A 19420-nucleotide genomic window follows, 5' to 3' on the forward strand; every position below is an offset into this window, starting at 1 on the left:
TGCCTGGTGATAACATCTCTATGACTGTTACTCTAATCGCACCTATCGCGATGGACGAAGGTCTACGTTTTGCTATCCGTGAAGGTGGCCGTACAGTTGGTGCTGGTGTTGTTGCAACTATCGTTGCATAAGTTACGCTAACATCGTTGAATTAAATTTGACGATAGAGCACTAAAAAGGGCATCATTTGATGCCCTTTTTCTACACTTTAACTTTAAATTGAATGTTTTTTGTTCAAAGTGTAGAGGTAAAATTTCGTAAAGATGAAGTTTTTATTAATGTTATTAAAGGTTTAGGCCTTTTCCTTCATCCTAGACCTCGCTCAAGCGGGGTTATTTTCGTCTAGATGATTAACACTAGTTACAGGTTGGTTGTATGAAAGCGAATGCCGAAAACCAAGAAAGCGAAAGCAAAATGGATGGCCTTAAGTGGGTCGTGGTTTTTGCTTTGCTAGCTGCTGCTGTGGTTGGTAATTACCTATACAGTGATGTTTCTGTTGTTCTGCGCTCTTCTGCTGTAGTAGCCCTTGTGGTTGTTGCTGGTATTTTTGCGGCATTAACAGCAAAAGGTAAATCCGTGGTTACGTTTGCACGTGAATCACGCATGGAAGTCCGCAAAGTAGTGTGGCCTACTCGTCAGGAAGCTACGCAGACAACCTTTATCGTTCTAGCAGTCACTGTCGTGATGGCATTAGCCCTTTGGGGTATCGATGGCATTATGGTCCGTTTAGTGCGCCTAGTTACTGGCGCGTGAGGTAAGAATTCATGAGCGAAGCTCCAAAAAAACGTTGGTATGTAGTACAGGCTTTTTCAGGTTTTGAAGGCCGTGTAGCGCAATCACTACGTGAACATATCAAAATTCATGGTATGGAAGAGCACTTTGACGAGGTTTTAGTACCGACGGAAGAAGTGGTAGAAATGCGTGCTGGTCAACGCCGTAAGAGTGAGCGTAAGTTCTTCCCTGGCTATGTGCTTGTACAAATGGTGATGAACGATGAAACATGGCACCTTGTACGTAGCATTCCTCGTGTAATGGGGTTCATTGGTGGTACGTCTGATCGTCCAGCACCGATTTCTGATAAAGAAGCTGATGCGATTCTAAACCGTCTACAGCAAGCTAGTGAATCTCCTGTACATAAAACAGTATTTGAACCTGGTGAAGTGGTACGTGTGACTGATGGTCCATTTGCTGACTTTAATGGTACGATTGAATCTGTAGATTATGATAAGAGCCGTGTGAAGGTTTCTGTATCAATCTTCGGTCGTGCAACACCAGTAGAACTTGAGTTTGGTCAAATCGAAAAGAACTGATCAAATTCTGTTCAACTCGTATTGTCAGGGGTGTGGAATTAGGCTATAATTTCGCGCCCTTTCGTTAGACGGGGAGTCTATTTGTTTAAAAATAGACGTTTGAACCCAAAATTAGGTATATAGCAATGGCTAAAAAAGTAGAAGCTTACATCAAGCTGCAAGTTGCAGCTGGTGCAGCAAACCCAAGTCCACCAGTTGGTCCAGCTCTTGGTCAACATGGTGTAAACATCATGGAATTCTGTAAGGCGTTTAACGCTAAGACTGACTCAATCGAGAAAGGTCTTCCGACTCCAGTTGTTATCACTGTTTACAGTGACCGTTCTTTCACGTTCATCACTAAGACACCACCTGCTGCAGTTCTTCTGCTTAAAGCTGCTGGTCTTAAGTCTGGTTCTGGCCGTCCGAACACTGACAAAGTGGGTACTGTAACTGACGCTCAGATCCAAGAGATCGCTGAGACTAAAGCTGCAGACATGACTGGTGCTGACATTGAAGCTATGAAGCGTTCAATTGCTGGTACTGCTCGTTCAATGGGCCTAGTGGTAGAGGGTTAAGATAATGGCTAAACTGACTAAGCGCATGCGCGTTATCCGTGACAAAGTTGACTCTACTCGTGAGTACGAAATTAACGAAGCTGTTGCACTTCTTAAAGAACTAGCTACTGCTAAATTCGTAGAAAGTGTTGACGTTGCTGTTAATCTTGGTATCGATGCACGTAAATCTGACCAAAACGTTCGTGGTGCAACTGTACTACCTAACGGTACTGGCCGTGACATCCGTGTTGCTGTATTTACACAAGGCGCAAACGCTGAAGCTGCTAAAGAAGCTGGCGCTGAGCTTGTAGGTATGGAAGATCTAGCTGCTCTTGTTAAGAAAGGCGAAATGAACTTTGACGTTGTTATCGCATCTCCTGATGCAATGCGCGTTGTAGGTCAACTTGGTACCATCCTTGGTCCACGTGGTCTTATGCCAAACCCTAAAGTTGGTACTGTAACTCCTAACGTTGCTGAAGCAGTTAAAAATGCTAAAGCTGGTCAGGTTCGTTACCGTAACGACAAAAATGGTATCATTCACACTACTATCGGTAAGGTGAACTTTGATGCCGCTCAACTACAAGAGAACTTAGAAGCTCTTCTAGTTGCACTGAAGCGTGCTAAGCCGTCTTCAGCGAAAGGTACTTTCATTAAGAAAGTAAGCATCTCTACCACTATGGGTGCAGGTGTAGCGTTAGATCAGAACTCTCTGAAAACTAACGTAGCGTAAACTAATTTGCAGAAGCGATAAGTTAGTGTATAATTTGTCGCTTCCGAATTCGTGGCTGGGGCTAATTGCTTGCAGTTAGCCTCCGTCAAAGACCGTAGGTGTTCTTCGGAACTTAATAATTCACCTACGTAGACGGTGCCAGAACATGATTGATGTATGTCTTTCTTGGATCTGCGCCGTAAGACTCTCCTGCTATTTGGGCAGTGAGTGGTGTAAAACAATCCAGGAGCAAATCCAATGGCATTAAATCTTCAAGACAAAAAAGCAATTGTTGCTGAAGTCAACGAAGCTGCCAACGGTGCACTTTCTGCTGTTGTTGCTGACTCTCGTGGTGTTAGTGTGTGTGCAATGACGACTCTACGTAAGCAAGCTCGTGAAGCTGGCGTATACGTAAAAGTTGTTCGTAACACACTAGCACGCCGTGCAGTTGAAGGTACTGATTTCGAATGTCTTAAAGACGTTTTCGTTGGTCCTTCACTAATCGGTTTCTCTAACGAGCACCCAGGTGCTGCAGCGCGTCTTTTCAAAGACTTCGCTAAAGAGAACAAATCTTTCGAGATCAAAGCAGCTGCATTTGAAGGCGCTGTTGCAAACGTTGAAGTACTAGCAACTCTACCAACTTATGACGAAGCTATCGCACGCCTAATGATGTGCATGAAAGAAGCGTCTGCTGGTAAACTTGTACGTACTATCGCGGCTGTACGTGATCAGAAAGAAGAAGCTGCTGCTTAATTGCCGCGCTTTATCTGAACACTATTTAAACTTATTGTTGACTTTAAAAGAGAATTGTTATGTCTATCACTAACGAGCAAATCCTAGACGCAGTTGCAGAAATGTCTGTAATGCAAGTTGTTGAGCTTATCGAAGCTATGGAAGAGAAATTCGGTGTTTCTGCTGCTGCTGCAGTAGTTGCAGGCGGCGCAGCTGCAGACGCAGCTGAAGAGCAAACTGAATTTGACGTAATCCTAACAGCTGCTGGCGCTAACAAAGTACAAGTTATCAAAGCTGTACGTGGCGCAACTGGTCTTGGTCTTAAAGAAGCTAAAGCTGTAGTTGACGGCGCACCTGCTGCTGTTAAAGAAGGCGTAGATAAAGCTGAAGCTGAAGCTCTTAAAGCTCAATTAGAAGAAGCTGGTGCTTCTGTTGAAGTTAAATAATAATTATTTGATTTCATAGCCATTTATGGCTATTGGCTGGTGGCAAAAATGCCACCGGCCTTTTTGCGCTATAGACCGGTGGTATTTTTACCTTGTTTTGTATCCACTGTCTGCGTAAAAAATATTTCAGTTTCATTGGAATATTCCTACTACAAAAAACAACGATTAGTCACTACCCCCGCATGTGATATGGGGTAGTTTGGATCACTTATCAGCGATCTGAGGAACCTATGGTTTACTCTTATACCGAGAAAAAGCGTATCCGTAAGGATTTTGGTAAGCGTCCACAAGTGTTGGATGCACCATACTTGCTATCGATCCAGCTTGATTCTTTCCAAAAATTTATCGAGCAGGATCCTGAAGGGCATTACGGTCTAGAAGCTGCCTTTCGCTCTGTTTTTCCAATCCAGAGCTATAATGGCAATTCCGAGCTGCAATACGTTAGCTATCGTCTCGGTGAGCCGGTCTTCGATGTCAAAGAATGTCAAATTCGTGGCGTAACTTATTCTGCTCCACTACGCGTGAAGCTACGTCTGGTCATGTATGATCGTGACGCGCCGGCTGGCACCGTAAAAGACATTAAAGAACAAGAAGTTTACATGGGCGAAATTCCGCTCATGACAGATAACGGTACATTCGTTATTAACGGTACCGAGAGGGTTATCGTATCTCAGCTGCACCGTAGTCCTGGTGTATTCTTTGACAGCGATAAGGGTAAAACCCACTCCTCAGGTAAAGTGTTATATAACGCTCGTGTTATTCCTTACCGTGGTTCATGGTTGGATTTCGAGTTCGATCCTAAGGATAATGTTTTCGTACGTATCGACCGTCGTCGTAAACTACCTGCGTCTATTATCCTTCGCGCACTTAACTACACAACTGAACAGATTCTTGACATGTTCTTCGATAAGATTAATTTCGAAGTACGCGGCAAATCTCTAGTTATGGAGTTGGTACCTGATCGTCTACGTGGCGAAACTGCAAGCTTTGATATCGAAGCAAACGGCACAGTTTACGTAGAGCAAGGTCGTCGTATCACTGCTCGTCATATTCGTCAATTGGCGAAAGATGGCATTGATAGCATCGAAGTACCTGTTGAATATATCGTTGGCAAGATTGCATCTCGTGATTACATCAACGAAGAAACTGGCGAACTGATTGTTACGGCTAACCAAGAATTAAGCTTGGAAGCATTAGCTCTTCTATCTCAGGCTGGTCATAAGTCTATTGAAGTTCTATTTACGAACGATTTAGATCACGGCCCGTACATGTCAGAAACACTACGTGTTGATAACAGTACAGACCGTCTAAGTGCATTGGTAGAAATCTACCGTATGATGCGCCCTGGCGAGCCACCAACACGCGAAGCAGCAGAGCAACTTTTCGAAAGCTTGTTCTTCTCAGAAGATCGTTACGATCTTTCTGCTGTTGGTCGTATGAAGTTCAACAGTTCTCTTCTTCGTGAAGAAATAACTGGTCCTGGTATTCTGAGCAACGACGACATCATTGAAGTGATGAAGAAGTTGATCGATATCCGTAACGGTAAAGGTGAAGTTGATGATATCGACCACCTTGGTAACCGTCGTATTCGCTCTGTGGGCGAAATGGCTGAAAACCAATTCCGTGTAGGTCTAGTTCGTGTTGAGCGTGCTGTTAAAGAGCGTCTAAGTTTAGGCGATCTTGATGCAATCATGCCTCAAGACTTAATCAACGCGAAGCCTATTTCTGCGGCAGTGAAAGAGTTCTTTGGCTCTTCTCAGTTGTCACAGTTTATGGACCAGAACAACCCGTTGTCAGAAGTTACTCACAAACGTCGTATCTCGGCGCTTGGTCCAGGTGGTCTGACTCGTGAACGTGCTGGCTTTGAGGTTCGAGACGTACACGCGACTCACTACGGTCGTCTATGTCCTATCGAAACTCCTGAAGGTCCAAACATCGGTCTAATCAACTCGCTATCTGTATTTGCGCGTTGTAACCCTTACGGTTTCTTGGAAACACCTTACCGTAAAGTTGTAGACGGAAAAGTTTCGGATCACATCGAATACCTATCAGCAATTGAAGAAGGTCTATACGTTATTGCACAGGCAAACGCCGCGCTTAACGAAGATGGTTCTTTTGCTGACGAATTGATCACTGCTCGTCAGAAAGGCGATTCAGGTCTGCACCCACGTGACCATGTTCAATACATGGACGTTGCAACCAACCAGGTTGTATCTGTGGCTGCATCCCTAATCCCGTTCCTAGAACACGATGATGCTAACCGTGCCCTTATGGGTGCGAACATGCAACGTCAGGCAGTTCCAACTATTCGTGCTGATAAGCCGTTAGTCGGTACTGGTATTGAGCGTCAGATCGGTGTTGACTCAGGTGTAACTGCTGTTGCTAAACGTGGCGGTCAAGTTCAGTCTGTAGATGCTTCTCGTATCGTTATCAAAGTTAACGAAGACGAATTGATCCCTGGTGAAGCAGGTATCGATATCTACAACCTAACTAAGTACACCCGTTCTAACCAGAACACATGTATTAACCAGCGTCCTACCGTACTACCTGGCGAGCCAGTAGCACGTGGTGATGTTCTTGCTGATGGTCCTTCAACAGACCTTGGTGAGCTAGCGCTTGGTCAAAACATGCGTATCGCGTTCATGCCTTGGAACGGTTACAACTTCGAAGACTCCATCTTAGTTTCTGAGCGTGTAGTTCAGGAAGATCGTTTCACAACTATCCACATTCAAGAGCTTTCTTGTGTGGCGCGTGATACGAAGCTGGGTTCTGAAGAAATCACTGCCGATATCCCTAACGTGGGTGAAGCAGCGCTTTCTAAGTTGGACGAATCAGGTATCGTTTACATCGGTGCAGAAGTGAAGGGTGGTGACATCCTAGTTGGTAAAGTGACACCTAAGGGTGAAACACAACTAACACCTGAAGAGAAGCTTCTACGAGCTATCTTTGGTGAAAAAGCTTCTGACGTTAAAGATTCATCTCTACGTGTTCCTGGTAGTGTTACTGGTACGATCATTGACGTACAAGTATTTACTCGTGATGGCGTTGAGAAAGACAAGCGTGCTCTTGAAATTGAAGAGATGCAGCTGAAAGAAGCGAAGAAAGACATCACAGAAGAATTCCAGATCCTTGAGGGTGGTCTTCTTGCTCGTGTTCGTACGCTTCTACTATCTGCAGGTTACGGCGAAGAGAAAATCTCTACAATGAACCGCGATACGTTGTTTGCACAAACGCTTGACGACGAATCTTTACAGAACCAATTGGAACAGCTTGCAGAACAGTATGATGAACTGAAAGCTGAGTTCGATAAGAAGTTTGAAACTAAGCGTCGTAAAATCACTCAGGGTGATGACTTAGCGCCTGGCGTACTTAAGATTGTTAAAGTATACCTAGCTGTTCGTCGTCGTATCCAACCTGGTGATAAGATGGCAGGTCGTCACGGTAACAAGGGTGTAATCTCTAAGATCAACCCTGTTGAAGACATGCCATACGATGAAAAAGGTCAAACGGTTGATATCGTACTAAACCCATTGGGTGTACCGTCACGTATGAACATCGGTCAGATCCTTGAGACTCACTTAGGTCTTGCGGCGAAAGGTATCGGTGACAAACTTAACGATATGCTGAAAGAACAGCAGGAGTTACATAAGTTCCGTAACTTCCTACAACGTGTTTACAATCTAGGTGATACTCGCCAGAAAGTTGACATTGCTGAACTATCAGACGACGAAGTACGTACACTTGTACAAAACCTTCGTAAAGGTCTACCAATTGCAACGCCTGTATTTGATGGTTGTCCTGAATCATCTATCAAAGAGTTGCTACAACTTGGTGATCTACCTGCGTCTGGCCAGCTGAAGTTGTTTGATGGTCGTACTGGTGATGCATTTGAGCGTCCTGTAACTGTTGGTTACATGTACATGCTTAAACTGAACCACTTGGTTGATGACAAGATGCACGCCCGTTCTACCGGTTCTTACAGCCTAGTTACTCAGCAGCCGCTGGGTGGTAAAGCTCAGTTCGGTGGTCAGCGTTTCGGTGAGATGGAAGTGTGGGCGCTTGAAGCATATGGCGCAGCATACACCCTTCAAGAAATGCTAACCGTTAAGTCAGATGACGTTAACGGCCGTACTAAGATGTATAAGAACATCGTAGACGGTGATCATCGTATGGAACCTGGTATGCCGGAATCATTCAACGTATTGTTGAAAGAAATCCGCTCGTTGGGTATCAACATCGAGCTGGAAGACGAATAAGATTGGGTTAGTCACCTATACTTATTAGTTACTCCGGTATAAATATGAAGGCGCCAGTAGACTGGCGCCTTTATGGGTCAACTCCTCACAGGAGCCGAATGTGAAAGACTTACTTAAGTTTCTGAAAGCACAACATAAGACCGAAGAATTTGATGCTATCAAAATCGGTCTAGCTTCACCTGACATGATTCGTTCATGGTCTTTTGGTGAAGTTAAAAAGCCAGAAACAATCAACTATCGTACCTTCAAGCCTGAGCGTGACGGTCTTTTCTGTGCACGTATCTTTGGCCCGGTAAAAGACTACGAGTGTCTTTGTGGCAAGTACAAGCGCCTGAAGCACCGTGGTGTGATCTGTGAAAAATGTGGTGTTGAAGTTACTCAGACTAAAGTACGCCGTGAGCGTATGGGTCACATTGAGCTTGCTTCACCTGTTGCCCACATCTGGTTCTTAAAGTCACTACCATCTCGTATCGGTCTGTTAATGGACATGCCTCTACGTGATATCGAACGTGTACTTTACTTTGAATCATACGTAGTTATCGAACCTGGTATGACCAACCTTGAGCGTAGCCAGCTGCTTTCTGAAGAGCAGTACTTGGATGCACTTGAAGAGTGGGGCGATGAGTTCGACGCGAAGATGGGCGCAGAAGCGGTTAAAGCACTTTTAGGCAATATGGACCTAAATGCTGAAATCGAAAATATGCGTGAAGAGTTAGAAGAAACTAACTCTGAAACTAAGCGTAAGAAGCTAACTAAGCGTCTTAAGCTAGTTGAAGCTTTCCTACAGTCTGGAAACAACCCTGAGTGGATGATCCTGTCTGTATTGCCAGTATTACCGCCGGATCTACGTCCGTTGGTACCACTAGACGGCGGCCGTTTCGCGACGTCAGATCTGAACGATCTTTACCGTCGTGTAATCAACCGTAACAACCGTCTAAAGCGTCTTTTAGACCTGGCTGCTCCTGATATCATCGTACGTAACGAAAAGCGTATGCTTCAGGAATCTGTTGATGCATTGCTAGATAACGGTCGTCGTGGCCGCGCTATCACAGGCTCTAACAAGCGTCCTCTGAAATCTTTGGCTGACATGATCAAAGGTAAGCAGGGTCGTTTCCGTCAGAACTTGCTTGGTAAGCGTGTAGACTACTCAGGTCGTTCTGTTATCACCGTAGGCCCATACCTACGTTTGCACCAGTGTGGTCTTCCTAAGAAGATGGCACTAGAGCTATTTAAGCCATTCATCTATGGCAAGCTAGAGACTCGTGGTCTTGCGACGACTATCAAAGCTGCTAAGAAGATGGTTGAGCGCGAAGAAGCGATCGTTTGGGATATCCTAGACGAAGTCATTCGTGAGCACCCAGTAATGCTTAACCGTGCACCAACATTGCACCGTTTAGGTATTCAAGCATTTGAACCAACACTAATCGAAGGTAAAGCGATTCAGCTTCACCCACTAGTTTGTGCGGCATACAACGCCGACTTCGATGGTGACCAGATGGCGGTTCACTTGCCATTGACTCTTGAAGCACAGCTTGAAGCACGTGCTCTAATGATGTCTACCAACAACATCCTTTCACCAGCATCTGGTGATCCGATCATCGTACCTTCTCAGGACGTTGTATTGGGTCTTTACTACATGACGCGTGAGAAAATCAACGCGAAGGGTGAAGGTATGTACCTTGCTGGACCAGCAGAAGCTGAGAAAGCATACCGTACTAAGAGTGCAGAGCTTCACGCTCGCGTTAAAGTACGTATTACTGAATTTGTGAAAGATGAGCAGGGTAACTTTGTTGAGAATACTCAACTTGTTGATACCACTGTTGGTCGTGCAATGCTATGGCCTATCGTTCCTAAAGGTCTGCCATACAGCCTTGTAAACACTGAAGCACTTGGTAAGAAGCAAATTTCTAAGCTTCTTAACACTTGTTACCGTAAGTTGGGCATGAAAGATACTGTTATCTTTGCTGACCAAATTATGTACACAGGTTTTGCTTACGCAGCACTTTCTGGTGTGTCTGTTGGTATCGACGATATGGTTGTACCTGCGGCTAAGTACACTAAGATCGCTGAAGCTGAAGCAGAAGTTGCTGAAATTCAAGAACAGTTCCAGTCAGGTCTTGTTACTGCTGGTGAACGTTACAACAAAGTTATCGATATCTGGGCTACAGCCAACGAACAAGTTGCTAAAGCGATGATGGATAACTTGTCTTTCGATACCGTGATTAACCGTGACGGTGTTGAAGAACAACAGAAATCGTTCAACAGTGTATACATGATGGCCGACTCTGGTGCGCGTGGTTCTGCTGCACAGATTCGTCAGTTGGCGGGTATGCGTGGTCTGATGGCTAAGCCGGATGGTTCAATCATCGAAACGCCGATCACTGCGAACTTCCGTGAAGGTCTAAACGTACTTCAGTACTTTATTTCTACGCACGGTGCTCGTAAGGGTCTTGCGGATACCGCACTTAAGACAGCGAACTCAGGTTACCTAACGCGTCGTCTAGTAGACGTTGCACAAGACGTGGTAATCACAGCTGATGACTGTGGTACTCACGCTGGTATTACCATGATGCCTCTTATCGAGGGTGGTGATGTTAAGGAACAACTAGGTGATCGCGTTCTTGGTCGTGTTGTTGCTGAAGATGTCTTTATTCCTGGTACAGAAGAAGTTCTAGCACCACGTAATACACTTCTTGATGAGAAGTGGTGTGAGATCCTAGAAGCGAACTCTGTAGACCAAGTTAAAGTACGTTCTGTTGTAACGTGTGAGAATGACTTCGGTTGTTGTAAGTTCTGTTACGGTCGTGACCTTGCTCGTGGTCACCTGATCAACTCAGGTGAAGCAGTGGGTGTTGTTGCTGCGCAGTCTATCGGTGAACCTGGTACACAGCTAACAATGCGTACGTTCCACATCGGTGGTGCGGCATCAGCAGCTGCAGCAGATAATAAGATCGTAGTGAAAACTACTGGTTCTATGAAGCTGCACAATGCGAAGTTCGTAACTAACAGTGCTGGTAAGCTTGTTATTACTTCTCGTGCATCTGAGCTAAGCATCATTGATAAGCTTGGTCGTACGAAAGAGAACTACAAACTGTCTTACGGTACGTTGCTAACTAAAGGTGATGGCGCTGAGGTTGTTGCTGGTGAAACAGTAGCAAACTGGGAAGCTCACACCATGCCAATCATCACTGAAGTGGCTGGTCGTATCCAGTTCGTTGACATGATCGATGGCGTAACAGTTTCTCGTCAAACAGATGATCTAACCGGTCTATCTTCAAGCGAAGTAACTGATCCAGCAGCACGCCCAGCAGCAGGTAAAGATATGCGTCCAGCTATCAAACTTGTTGATGCTGATGGTAACGATGTAATGATCCCTGGTACTGAAATGCCAGCTCAATACTTCCTACCAGGTAAGGCGATTGTTCAGCTTGACGACGGCGCTATGGTTGGCATTGGTGATACGCTTGCACGTATTCCACAAAAATCTGGCGGTAACAAAGATATCACGGGTGGTCTACCACGCGTTGCTGACTTGTTTGAAGCTCGTAAGCCAAAAGAACCAGCTATCTTGGCAGAAATTACCGGTACAGTATCGTTCGGTAAAGAAACTAAAGGTAAGCGTCGCTTGATCATCACTCCAAGTGAAGGTCAACCGTACGAAGAGATGATCCTGAAGCATCGCCAACTTAACGTTTTCGAAGGTGAAAAAGTTGAGAAGGGTGACGTAATTGCTGATGGTCCAGAAACTCCGCACGATATTCTACGTCTACGTGGTGTACACGCAGTTGCAGAATACATCGTTAACGAAGTTCAGGAAGTTTACCGTCTACAAGGCGTTAAGATTAACGATAAGCACATTGAGACTATCGTTCGTCAAATGCTACGTAAGGTAACTATCACTGCAGCTGGTGACTCTGACTTCTTAGAAGGCGAGCAAGTTGAATTCTCTCGTGTAACGATTGCTAACCGTCAGCTTGAAGCTGAAGGTAAGACACCAGTAAGTTTCTCACGTGACTTACTAGGTATCACTAAAGCATCGCTTGCGACTGAGTCATTCATCTCAGCAGCATCGTTCCAGGAAACAACGCGCGTACTAACAGAAGCAGCTGTTTCTGGTAAGCGTGATGAGCTTCGTGGTCTGAAAGAGAACGTAATCGTGGGTCGTCTGATCCCAGCGGGTACTGGTTTCTCTTACCACCAACGTCGCCAGAATCAACGTAATGTTGAACTGGAGCCAGTAGCACCACAAGTTGATGCAGAGCAAGCCTCTCAAGACTTAGCGGCACTATTGAATGCAGGTCTTAACGACGAGAATTAATTCTTGGCGTGACTGATTCTAAAAGGCATCCTTCGGGGTGCCTTTTTTATTGGCTGCTATTTGGGATTTGAGAATAATATTAAGGTGCGAGGTGCGAGGTGCGAGGTGCGAGGTGCGAGGTGCGAGGTGCGAGGTGCGAGGTGCGAGGTGCACAAAAACAGGTGGCAGCACTGAACTGCCACTATAATGAGTGAGTTGCTATTGCTGGTGGTGATTTAAGCACCTGGTGGACAAGCTAGACTATCACTGATTAATTCAATTAACTTATCTTCTAATGCAAAGCGCGATTCCATCTGTTCACCAATCAGTGATAAATCATCATCAAGGGTTTCTAATGGATCATTATCATTGATGGCACCATAGCGATCATTGAAGTTTAATAATGGTTCAGTCGTTAGGGTGATTTTTGCATAGAGGGCAGACATTTCTTCTGTGGGTGAAAAGCCTGTTTGATGCCAGCGCGCCATTACGTTATCGTAAATCTTAAAGTGACCCGCTGAAATATAATCAACGAGATCTTCACTAAATAAACACAGTTTGGACGCGGTAGGTAGATGACGATGATCATCGTTGGGAGTGATACCGACTAATTTACAATAATCGATCAGTAGTTGTTGGCGCATCATTAGCCATTGATCAATAACATCGTTATGGCCGCCCCATTCTTTTTTAACTTGTTCAAATTTACTAAGCATGAGCACATCCTCATGATATATCAGCATCTTAACTGGATGCTTGTGCGATCCGGCTCTTGATATAAGAGATATGGTTTCGAATAAATATTCCATTCAAGATTAGATTGCCAGTAAATTTACGCCGCTGCAAGGATGAAAGTAATAAAAATGTTAAAAAATGAGAATATGGCTTATTGGTGTGTGATTAGAAATGGCAAGCTGTTGTTACAAAACGGCCGTTTACCGTTGTGTTCGCCTGAAGAGCTTATTTGTAGCACTACCAGTAAGCGTTTTATCGGTGATTTTGATTCGATACCTGTGTATTGGTTAGTTGAAGAAAGTGGTTTTAGTGATAGTGATTTTTTTAATTTAAGAGAACTGCTTGGCTGTGATAGTCAGTTATTTGCATTAGCAGGTAGAGCGATTCAATTAAACTATATGATTCAAAGTCAGCGCTTTTGTTGTCATTGTGGCGATTTGATGCAGTTAGATACCCAAGTACTAGCAATGCATTGTGCTGGGTGTCATAGCATGCATTATCCACGAGTATCACCGTGTGTCATCGTCGCGGTACGTAAAAATAATCAATTGTTGCTCGCACAACATCCACGTCATAAAACCGGAATGTATACTGTGATTGCCGGGTTTATTGAACCTGGTGAAACTGCAGAGCAATGCGTCGCACGCGAAGTCTTAGAAGAAACGGGTATTATAGTAAAAAATATTCGTTATTTTGATAGTCAGCCATGGGCGTTTCCATCTAATTTGATGCTTGGTTTTACTGCTGATTATGCGAGTGGCGACATCAAACCTGATTATGAAGAATTAACCGATGCAATGTGGGCGACGGCAGAGCAACTCCCTGAGGTTGCCCCACTAGGGACGATAGCGCGACGGTTAATAGACCATACGCTGTCTATTGTTAGTACTCGTTTATAATCAATAACAATCATATTAAACGTGTTATCGTATCGTTATTGCCTATTGATAGAATAAGATATGCTCTGTTTTGTTCTGAGTAATGAATGATACAATAAATGCAGAATTTACCCATGGAGTCTCAAATGAGCGAATTAAAGAATGACCGCTACCTACGTGCGCTATTAAAGCAGCCTGTAGATTGCACACCTGTATGGATGATGCGTCAGGCTGGCCGTTACCTACCTGAGTATCGTGCGACACGTGGTGTTGCTGGTGACTTCATGTCGCTATGTAAAAATGCTGAATTAGCCAGTGAAGTCACACTTCAACCGCTTAAGCGTTTCCCGCTTGATGCTGCCATTTTATTTTCTGATATTTTAACTATTCCTGATGCAATGGGTCTTGGTCTGTATTTTGAAGCAGGTGAAGGGCCTAAATTTAGTCATCCGATCACCTGTAAAGCAGACGTGGAGCGTATTGGTATTCCCGATCCAGAAGGTGAGTTGCAATATGTGATGAATGCGGTTCGCCAAATCCGTCATGATCTTCAGGGTGAAGTACCATTGATTGGTTTCTCTGGTAGTCCATGGACACTAGCGACTTACATGGTTGAAGGTGGTAGCTCTAAGGCATTCACTAAAATCAAAAAGATGATGTATGCCGAACCGCAAACACTACATCTATTATTAGACAAGCTAGCAGATAGTGTTATCGAATACTTAAATGCACAGATTAAAGCGGGTGCGCAGGCTGTGATGGTATTTGATACATGGGGCGGTGTATTAACCCCACGTGATTACAACGAGTTCTCGCTACGTTACATGCATAAGATTGTTGATGGCTTAATTCGCGAAAATGATGGTCGTCGCGTACCTGTGACGTTATTTACTAAAAATGGCGGCATGTGGTTAGAGCAAATTGCAGCGACAGGTTGTGATGCTGTTGGCCTTGATTGGACGATTGATATTGCAGAAGCAAAACGTCGTATCGGCGATAAGGTAGCGCTACAAGGTAATATGGATCCATCGGTGTTATATGCTCAGCCTGAACGTATTCGTCAAGAAGTGGCTTCTATTTTAGAAGGCTTTGGTAATGGTGGTACTGGCCATGTGTTTAACTTAGGTCATGGTATTCACCTTGATGTGCCGCCTGAAAACGCCGGTGTGTTTGTGGATGCTGTGCATGAGCTTTCAAAGCCATACCATAAATAATAAGCGCTTAATTATCAGTTCAGCAGTATAAATTGTTCGTTAGCGTAATAACAAAAACCCATGCCTTATTCGGTGTGGGTTTTTTGTTATTGGAATACAGTCATGATTTTATTTAGTGAACTACTTCGATTATTTAATAGCAGCTATTTGTTAGTTAGATGTTTTCCCTAGATGCTGGTGGACATAGTGACGAATATACGGCACGACTTCAGCTTCAAACCACGGATTTTTTTTGAGCCAGATACTATTGCGTGGCGATGGATGAGGTAAAGGAATAAACCGAGGGGCCCATTGCTGCCAAGCTGCAACCGTTGCGGTTAAGGTGGCAGGTTTATCTGCTAAATAAAAATTTTGGGCGTATTGGCCGATAAGCAACGTCATACCGATATTGGGTAATTGCGGTAATAATTGTGGGTGCCAATGCGGAGCACATGCTTTTCGAGGTGGTAGATCACCAGATTTTGCTTTGCCAGGATAACAAAGCCCCATTGGGATTATAGCTATCTGGGTTGGGTCATAAAATGTCTTGTCATCTAGATCAAGCCAGCGTCGTAACCGTTCACCACTGGCATCATTCCAAGGAATACCACTTTGATGAACTTTGATGCCAGGAGCTTGGCCGATGATAAGTAGCTTAGCTTGTTGATGTGCTTGAATAATAGGCCGCTGACCGAGTGGAAGATCTTGGCAGATCTTACATTGGCGAGCGCGATCTAAAATGTTACTTAAATGTAGTTTTGACATATTGGTAATACTTAGTTGTCTAAACGTTTAATGTTAAATTTTAATATCCACGTTTAAAATCAATGGCATACATCAACTCCCGCTGTTGTGTGAAGCGTAAGTAATTGTCTTTAAAGACTGTAAAAACTTGCTCAGGAAAGCTTTCTGCTGCGATATGTGGCGTAATAGTGATTTGTGGATGGTGCCAAAATGGATGATCTGTTGCTAATGGTTCGTGCTTAAAAACATCTAAAAATGCATGCTGTAGGTAATGTTGTTCAAGTGCATTCACTAAATCTGTTTCATTGACGCTATTGCCTCGACCAACGTTGAAAAAAAGCGCGTTTTTGCAATGTTTTAGATGGTGTTGATCAAAAAGATCATCGGTTTGTGACGTCGCAGGTAAGATAGATACCACATAGTCGGCTTGGGTTAGTGCGCTATCGAGATCACTGATAGCATAAGTATGATTAAAATCACAACTGGCACTAATACCACTGCGATTAACGCCAATGATATGGCAACCAAATGCAGCGGCAACCTTAGCAAGGTGTTGGCCTATGGTACCTGTACCAACAATGACCATGGTTTTAGTTGCCATTGATTGATAACGAATCGGTTGCCATTGTTGTTGCTGTTGCTGGAAAGTATAGCGACAAAAATGGCGCTGGTAGTTAAGGATATGGCCAATAACATACTCAGCGATCAATGGCCCAAAGATACCGCGAATATTCGTCAGTTGATAATCTTGCCTGAGTTGTGGCTTGATCAGCGTGTCAATACCAGCATAAGTGGATTGTAGCCACTGGAGATGTGGGTAGTTATTTAAGCTGGTAGCGATCAACGGCGGATCTGCGAGAAGTACTGTTGCTTGGTCAGGATCTTCGGTGATAACCAACTGTGGCAGTTTGGCGGCAGTCAGTAATTGTACATAACGCTGCTGTTGACGAGAGACTATCTTAATTTTGATCATGCTTTTCCTTTTGTAGCCTTCGTTTATCAAGTAAACTTCAATCTAAATCACTACCGTAGATTATCCCATGCTTAAGAATCCAATCCAGTTACGTTTAGAAAAATTAGAACCTTGGCAACATCTTACCTTTATGGTGTCGTTGTGTGAGCGTATGTATCCTAACTATGCTTTTTTCTGTGCTGAAACACAGTTTACTGATGGCCAGCGTTACCGAGTGATCTTAGACAGTATTTGGGAGATCCTGACGGTTAAAAATGCCAAGATTAACTTTGAAAGCCAACTTGAAAAGTTAGAAGATATGGTACCAAGTGAAAACGATTACGATCTATATGCAGTACGTCCAGCGATTGATGCGTGTGTTGCATTAGCTGATCTTCTGCATGCAATGTTGGATCGCGATTTGATGATGGAAACTGTTATTAAATTAAGTGCATTATCTGCAGAAACTGTGGCTGACTTAGAGTTTGCACAAACAGGCATTGAAATTACTAACGATAATCAAAAACAAAATGAAGCTGTATGTGCTGAGTGGGATACTCAGTGGGAAATTTTCCGCGCGCTCAAAGAAGCAGAACGCCGTGATATTGATTTGATTAAAGATTTACGTGCAGAATTACGTGATGAACCAGTTAGTAATATTGGTATTGCATTGTAATTAATCGCTAGCAATAACATAAAGAAGAAGCCTTTTGGCTTCTTTTTTTATTGCTATTATTTATGAAAATGTTGCCATATTGTCGTTTGAACTGTAACGAATAAATGACACAAGTGCGGAAATAATTAGATACTAGGTATTTTTTGTTAATAGATTGTTTTATTTTTTGCAGTCGTTTATTCTGATTTTTAAGTTTAAAAGCAGTGAATATGACTGGTTACTGAGTTAAGTCTACGCCATTCGACTTATTTTATTTTGGCGCTTGTAATTGTATCCCTTCAGCGTTTATAACATAACCACTGCGTAGCATCTAAGCTACGCCATTCGTGGTCTGTTGGTTTGAAGGGGGCAAATATGAAATATTGTATCGTAAACACTATTGTATCTTGCCGCATTTCATCAATAGTTGCTGATAGCACAACATTGATTGCTACTTCAAAGCTCTTGCTCTCTCTGAATCTTATTCAGGGCTGACAGGCCATACCTATTTTTCTGTCAGCTTGTGAGCAAGCTGGCAGGATAGACACCATCTCTTTTCCCACCTCGCTTTCTCCAAGCTCCAAGTAACGACCAAGGAATACTATGTTAAGTGCACGCAATATCGCCGCCTTAGGCTTCATGACATTCGCCATGTACTTAGGTGCTGGCAATTTAATTTTCCCTCCCTACTTAGGTTATCAAGCTGGAGATAATTTTCTTAGTGGTATGGCGGGTTTCTTATTAACTGGCGTTGGTCTGCCTGCAATAGCATTAGTGATTGTCGCTTGGGTGCGAGGTTCTGATAATTTAACTGCGGCATTACCTAAACCATTGGCGACAGGCTTTTGGGTGATGTTGTTTATTGTTATTGGTCCAGCCTTTATCATTCCACGTACGATTACCGTTGCTTACCAATTTAGTTTGGCACCGTTTATCGGTGATAGTGGTTTGATCCCATTCTCGGCGCTGTTCTGTTTAGCGGCTATTTTGTTCTCATTATATCCAGGTAAGTTAGTTGATACGCTTGGAAAATGGTTAACGCCAGTGTTATTAACGATTTTAACCATTATGGCTGTGGTGGCATTGTTATATCCATCTGGTCAGGTTGAAGTTGCCTCAGGACCTTATGCGACAGGTGCAATGGCTGAAGGTATGACTCAGGGCTACATGACCATGGATGCATTAGGCTCGATTGGCTTTGGGTGGGTGATTTTCAGAGCGATTGAGGGTATGGGGGTTAAATGCTCGAAAGCGATTGCCAAATATACATTTATAGCGGCTCTAATGTATGCCACAGCGATGGCGTTAGTATATTTATCATTGGCATATATTGGAGTAACCAGTGCCAATTTAGGTTCAAGCTTTGCTAATGGTGGTGAAATTCTTACTGCGTTTACCAATGCTCATTTTGGTGCCTTTGGAACCATTATTTTAGGTTCGGTGTTAGTGTTAGCATGTTTGACTACCGCGATTGGGGTTACAACCGCCGGTAGTGAGTTTTATAGCCGTAGCTTTAGTAAAATAACTTACCCTAAAAGTGTGTGGGTGATCATGGTGTTATCTGGCTTGATTGCGAATGTTGGGTTGGCGCAGTTATTAGAAGTAACTTTACCTGTCGTGGTAGCGTTGCATCCGATTGCAATTGCGCTGTTAATGATCGCACCACTGCGTCACCAATTATCTCAAGTTGCAGTATTGGCTGTTGTTGCAACTGCAGCTGTATTTGGTTGTATTGATGCCGCACATATTTTAGGCGCAATGCCAGCAACGGTTGATAATGCATTAACAGCAAATTTACCGTTATATCATTACTATGCGGGTTGGATTTTACCAACGGTAGCGGTATTGGTGGTTGGCTTGCTTGTCAGTCGTATTGCTGGTCGATGTTATTGTGTTGATAACAGTGCGTCAGTGAATCGCAGCTAGCGTTAAATAATACCAATAAAAAAGGGACCGAGAGGTCCCTTTTTTAGATTCTAC

Annotated in this window: 16 protein-coding genes; 13 read left to right on the forward strand and 3 right to left on the reverse strand. The window is 43.8% G+C overall.

Annotated elements, in window-relative coordinates; translation table 11 throughout:
• The 9 genes from PMAL9190_RS15715 to rpoC form a co-directional block, all read left to right on the forward strand.
• The coding region (locus PMAL9190_RS15715) for an EF-Tu C-terminal domain-related protein (protein ID WP_082955749.1) at positions 1-131 on the forward strand (131 nt) is incomplete at its 5' end.
• A gap of 244 nt (positions 132-375) precedes the next feature.
• Positions 376-753, forward strand: a complete 378-nt coding sequence (gene secE / locus PMAL9190_RS15720) for a preprotein translocase subunit SecE (RefSeq protein WP_045032395.1) — start codon at positions 376-378, stop codon at positions 751-753.
• A gap of 11 nt (positions 754-764) precedes the next feature.
• Positions 765-1310, forward strand: a complete 546-nt coding sequence (nusG, locus tag PMAL9190_RS15725; protein WP_036788965.1) for a transcription termination/antitermination protein NusG — start codon at positions 765-767, stop codon at positions 1308-1310.
• A gap of 125 nt (positions 1311-1435) precedes the next feature.
• Positions 1436-1864 (forward strand): 50S ribosomal protein L11, encoded by a 429-nt coding sequence (gene rplK / locus PMAL9190_RS15730; protein ID WP_061000603.1) that lies wholly within the window; start codon positions 1436-1438, stop codon positions 1862-1864.
• A 4-nt stretch (positions 1865-1868) separates the two neighbouring features.
• Positions 1869-2573 carry a 50S ribosomal protein L1 gene (gene rplA / locus PMAL9190_RS15735; protein ID WP_087846013.1) on the forward strand — a complete coding sequence of 235 codons (705 nt, stop codon included), beginning with the start codon at positions 1869-1871 and terminating at the stop codon, positions 2571-2573.
• 237 nt (positions 2574-2810) lie between these two features.
• Positions 2811-3305, forward strand: a complete 495-nt coding sequence (rplJ, locus tag PMAL9190_RS15740; protein WP_087846014.1) for a 50S ribosomal protein L10 — start codon at positions 2811-2813, stop codon at positions 3303-3305.
• 59 nt (positions 3306-3364) lie between these two features.
• Positions 3365-3730: a 50S ribosomal protein L7/L12 gene (rplL, locus tag PMAL9190_RS15745; protein ID WP_061000598.1), complete on the forward strand. Its 366-nt coding sequence runs from the start codon at positions 3365-3367 to the stop codon at positions 3728-3730.
• A 230-nt stretch (positions 3731-3960) separates the two neighbouring features.
• Positions 3961-7986 (forward strand): DNA-directed RNA polymerase subunit beta, encoded by a 4026-nt coding sequence (gene rpoB / locus PMAL9190_RS15750; protein ID WP_087846015.1) that lies wholly within the window; start codon positions 3961-3963, stop codon positions 7984-7986.
• A gap of 100 nt (positions 7987-8086) precedes the next feature.
• Complete coding sequence (gene rpoC, locus PMAL9190_RS15755; protein ID WP_087846016.1) at positions 8087-12304, forward strand: DNA-directed RNA polymerase subunit beta'; 4218 nt, start codon at positions 8087-8089, stop codon at positions 12302-12304.
• A 215-nt stretch (positions 12305-12519) separates the two neighbouring features.
• On the opposite strand, the gene rsd is transcribed toward rpoC, so the two are convergent.
• Positions 12520-12999, reverse strand: a complete 480-nt coding sequence (gene rsd, locus PMAL9190_RS15760; RefSeq protein WP_087846017.1) for a sigma D regulator — start codon at positions 12997-12999, stop codon at positions 12520-12522.
• 147 nt (positions 13000-13146) lie between these two features.
• Here rsd and nudC point away from each other — a divergent pair, with 147 nt between their 5' ends.
• The gene (gene nudC, locus PMAL9190_RS15765) at positions 13147-13917 is read left to right on the forward strand and encodes an NAD(+) diphosphatase (protein ID WP_087846018.1); all 771 of its coding nucleotides are present in this window, start codon (positions 13147-13149) and stop codon (positions 13915-13917) included.
• A 125-nt stretch (positions 13918-14042) separates the two neighbouring features.
• Entirely contained in the window at positions 14043-15110 is a 1068-nt protein-coding gene (gene hemE, locus PMAL9190_RS15770) for a uroporphyrinogen decarboxylase (RefSeq protein ID WP_087846019.1), read from the forward strand.
• 150 nt (positions 15111-15260) lie between these two features.
• Here the strand turns inward: hemE and PMAL9190_RS15775 are convergent, their stop codons facing one another.
• Positions 15261-15854, reverse strand: a complete 594-nt coding sequence (locus PMAL9190_RS15775; protein ID WP_087846020.1) for a uracil-DNA glycosylase family protein — start codon at positions 15852-15854, stop codon at positions 15261-15263.
• Between the two features lie 40 nt (positions 15855-15894).
• Positions 15895-16806, reverse strand: coding sequence for a D-2-hydroxyacid dehydrogenase (locus tag PMAL9190_RS15780; protein WP_087846021.1), 912 nt, complete (start codon positions 16804-16806; stop codon positions 15895-15897).
• A 67-nt stretch (positions 16807-16873) separates the two neighbouring features.
• Here PMAL9190_RS15780 and PMAL9190_RS15785 point away from each other — a divergent pair, with 67 nt between their 5' ends.
• Both PMAL9190_RS15785 and brnQ read left to right on the forward strand, forming a co-directional pair.
• Positions 16874-17461, forward strand: coding sequence for a YjaG family protein (locus PMAL9190_RS15785; protein ID WP_087846022.1), 588 nt, complete (start codon positions 16874-16876; stop codon positions 17459-17461).
• A gap of 582 nt (positions 17462-18043) precedes the next feature.
• A complete protein-coding gene (gene brnQ / locus PMAL9190_RS15790; protein ID WP_087846023.1) occupies positions 18044-19366 on the forward strand; it encodes a branched-chain amino acid transport system II carrier protein in 1323 nt (440 codons plus the stop codon).
• The last annotated feature ends 54 nt before the right edge of the window (positions 19367-19420 follow it).

It is taken from the genome of Photobacterium malacitanum, assembly GCF_900185615.1.
In the GTDB taxonomy this organism is placed as follows: Bacteria; Pseudomonadota; Gammaproteobacteria; order Enterobacterales; family Vibrionaceae; genus Photobacterium; species Photobacterium malacitanum.

Bases quoted from the DNA above. Each gene is read 5' to 3' on its own strand.
- secE (WP_045032395.1), top strand. From the start codon at position 376: ATGAAAGCGAATGCCGAAAACCAAGAAAGCGAAAGCAAAATGGATGGC.
- nusG (WP_036788965.1), top strand. From the start codon at position 765: ATGAGCGAAGCTCCAAAAAAACGTTGGTATGTAGTACAGGCTTTTTCA.
- rplK (WP_061000603.1), top strand. From the start codon at position 1,436: ATGGCTAAAAAAGTAGAAGCTTACATCAAGCTGCAAGTTGCAGCTGGT.
- rplA (WP_087846013.1), top strand. From the start codon at position 1,869: ATGGCTAAACTGACTAAGCGCATGCGCGTTATCCGTGACAAAGTTGAC.
- rplJ (WP_087846014.1), top strand. From the start codon at position 2,811: ATGGCATTAAATCTTCAAGACAAAAAAGCAATTGTTGCTGAAGTCAAC.
- rplL (WP_061000598.1), top strand. From the start codon at position 3,365: ATGTCTATCACTAACGAGCAAATCCTAGACGCAGTTGCAGAAATGTCT.
- rpoB (WP_087846015.1), top strand. From the start codon at position 3,961: ATGGTTTACTCTTATACCGAGAAAAAGCGTATCCGTAAGGATTTTGGT.
- rsd (WP_087846017.1), bottom strand. From the start codon at position 12,999: ATGCTTAGTAAATTTGAACAAGTTAAAAAAGAATGGGGCGGCCATAAC.
- nudC (WP_087846018.1), top strand. From the start codon at position 13,147: ATGTTAAAAAATGAGAATATGGCTTATTGGTGTGTGATTAGAAATGGC.
- hemE (WP_087846019.1), top strand. From the start codon at position 14,043: ATGAGCGAATTAAAGAATGACCGCTACCTACGTGCGCTATTAAAGCAG.
- PMAL9190_RS15775 (WP_087846020.1), bottom strand. From the start codon at position 15,854: ATGTCAAAACTACATTTAAGTAACATTTTAGATCGCGCTCGCCAATGT.
- PMAL9190_RS15780 (WP_087846021.1), bottom strand. From the start codon at position 16,806: ATGATCAAAATTAAGATAGTCTCTCGTCAACAGCAGCGTTATGTACAA.
- PMAL9190_RS15785 (WP_087846022.1), top strand. From the start codon at position 16,874: ATGCTTAAGAATCCAATCCAGTTACGTTTAGAAAAATTAGAACCTTGG.
- brnQ (WP_087846023.1), top strand. From the start codon at position 18,044: ATGTTAAGTGCACGCAATATCGCCGCCTTAGGCTTCATGACATTCGCC.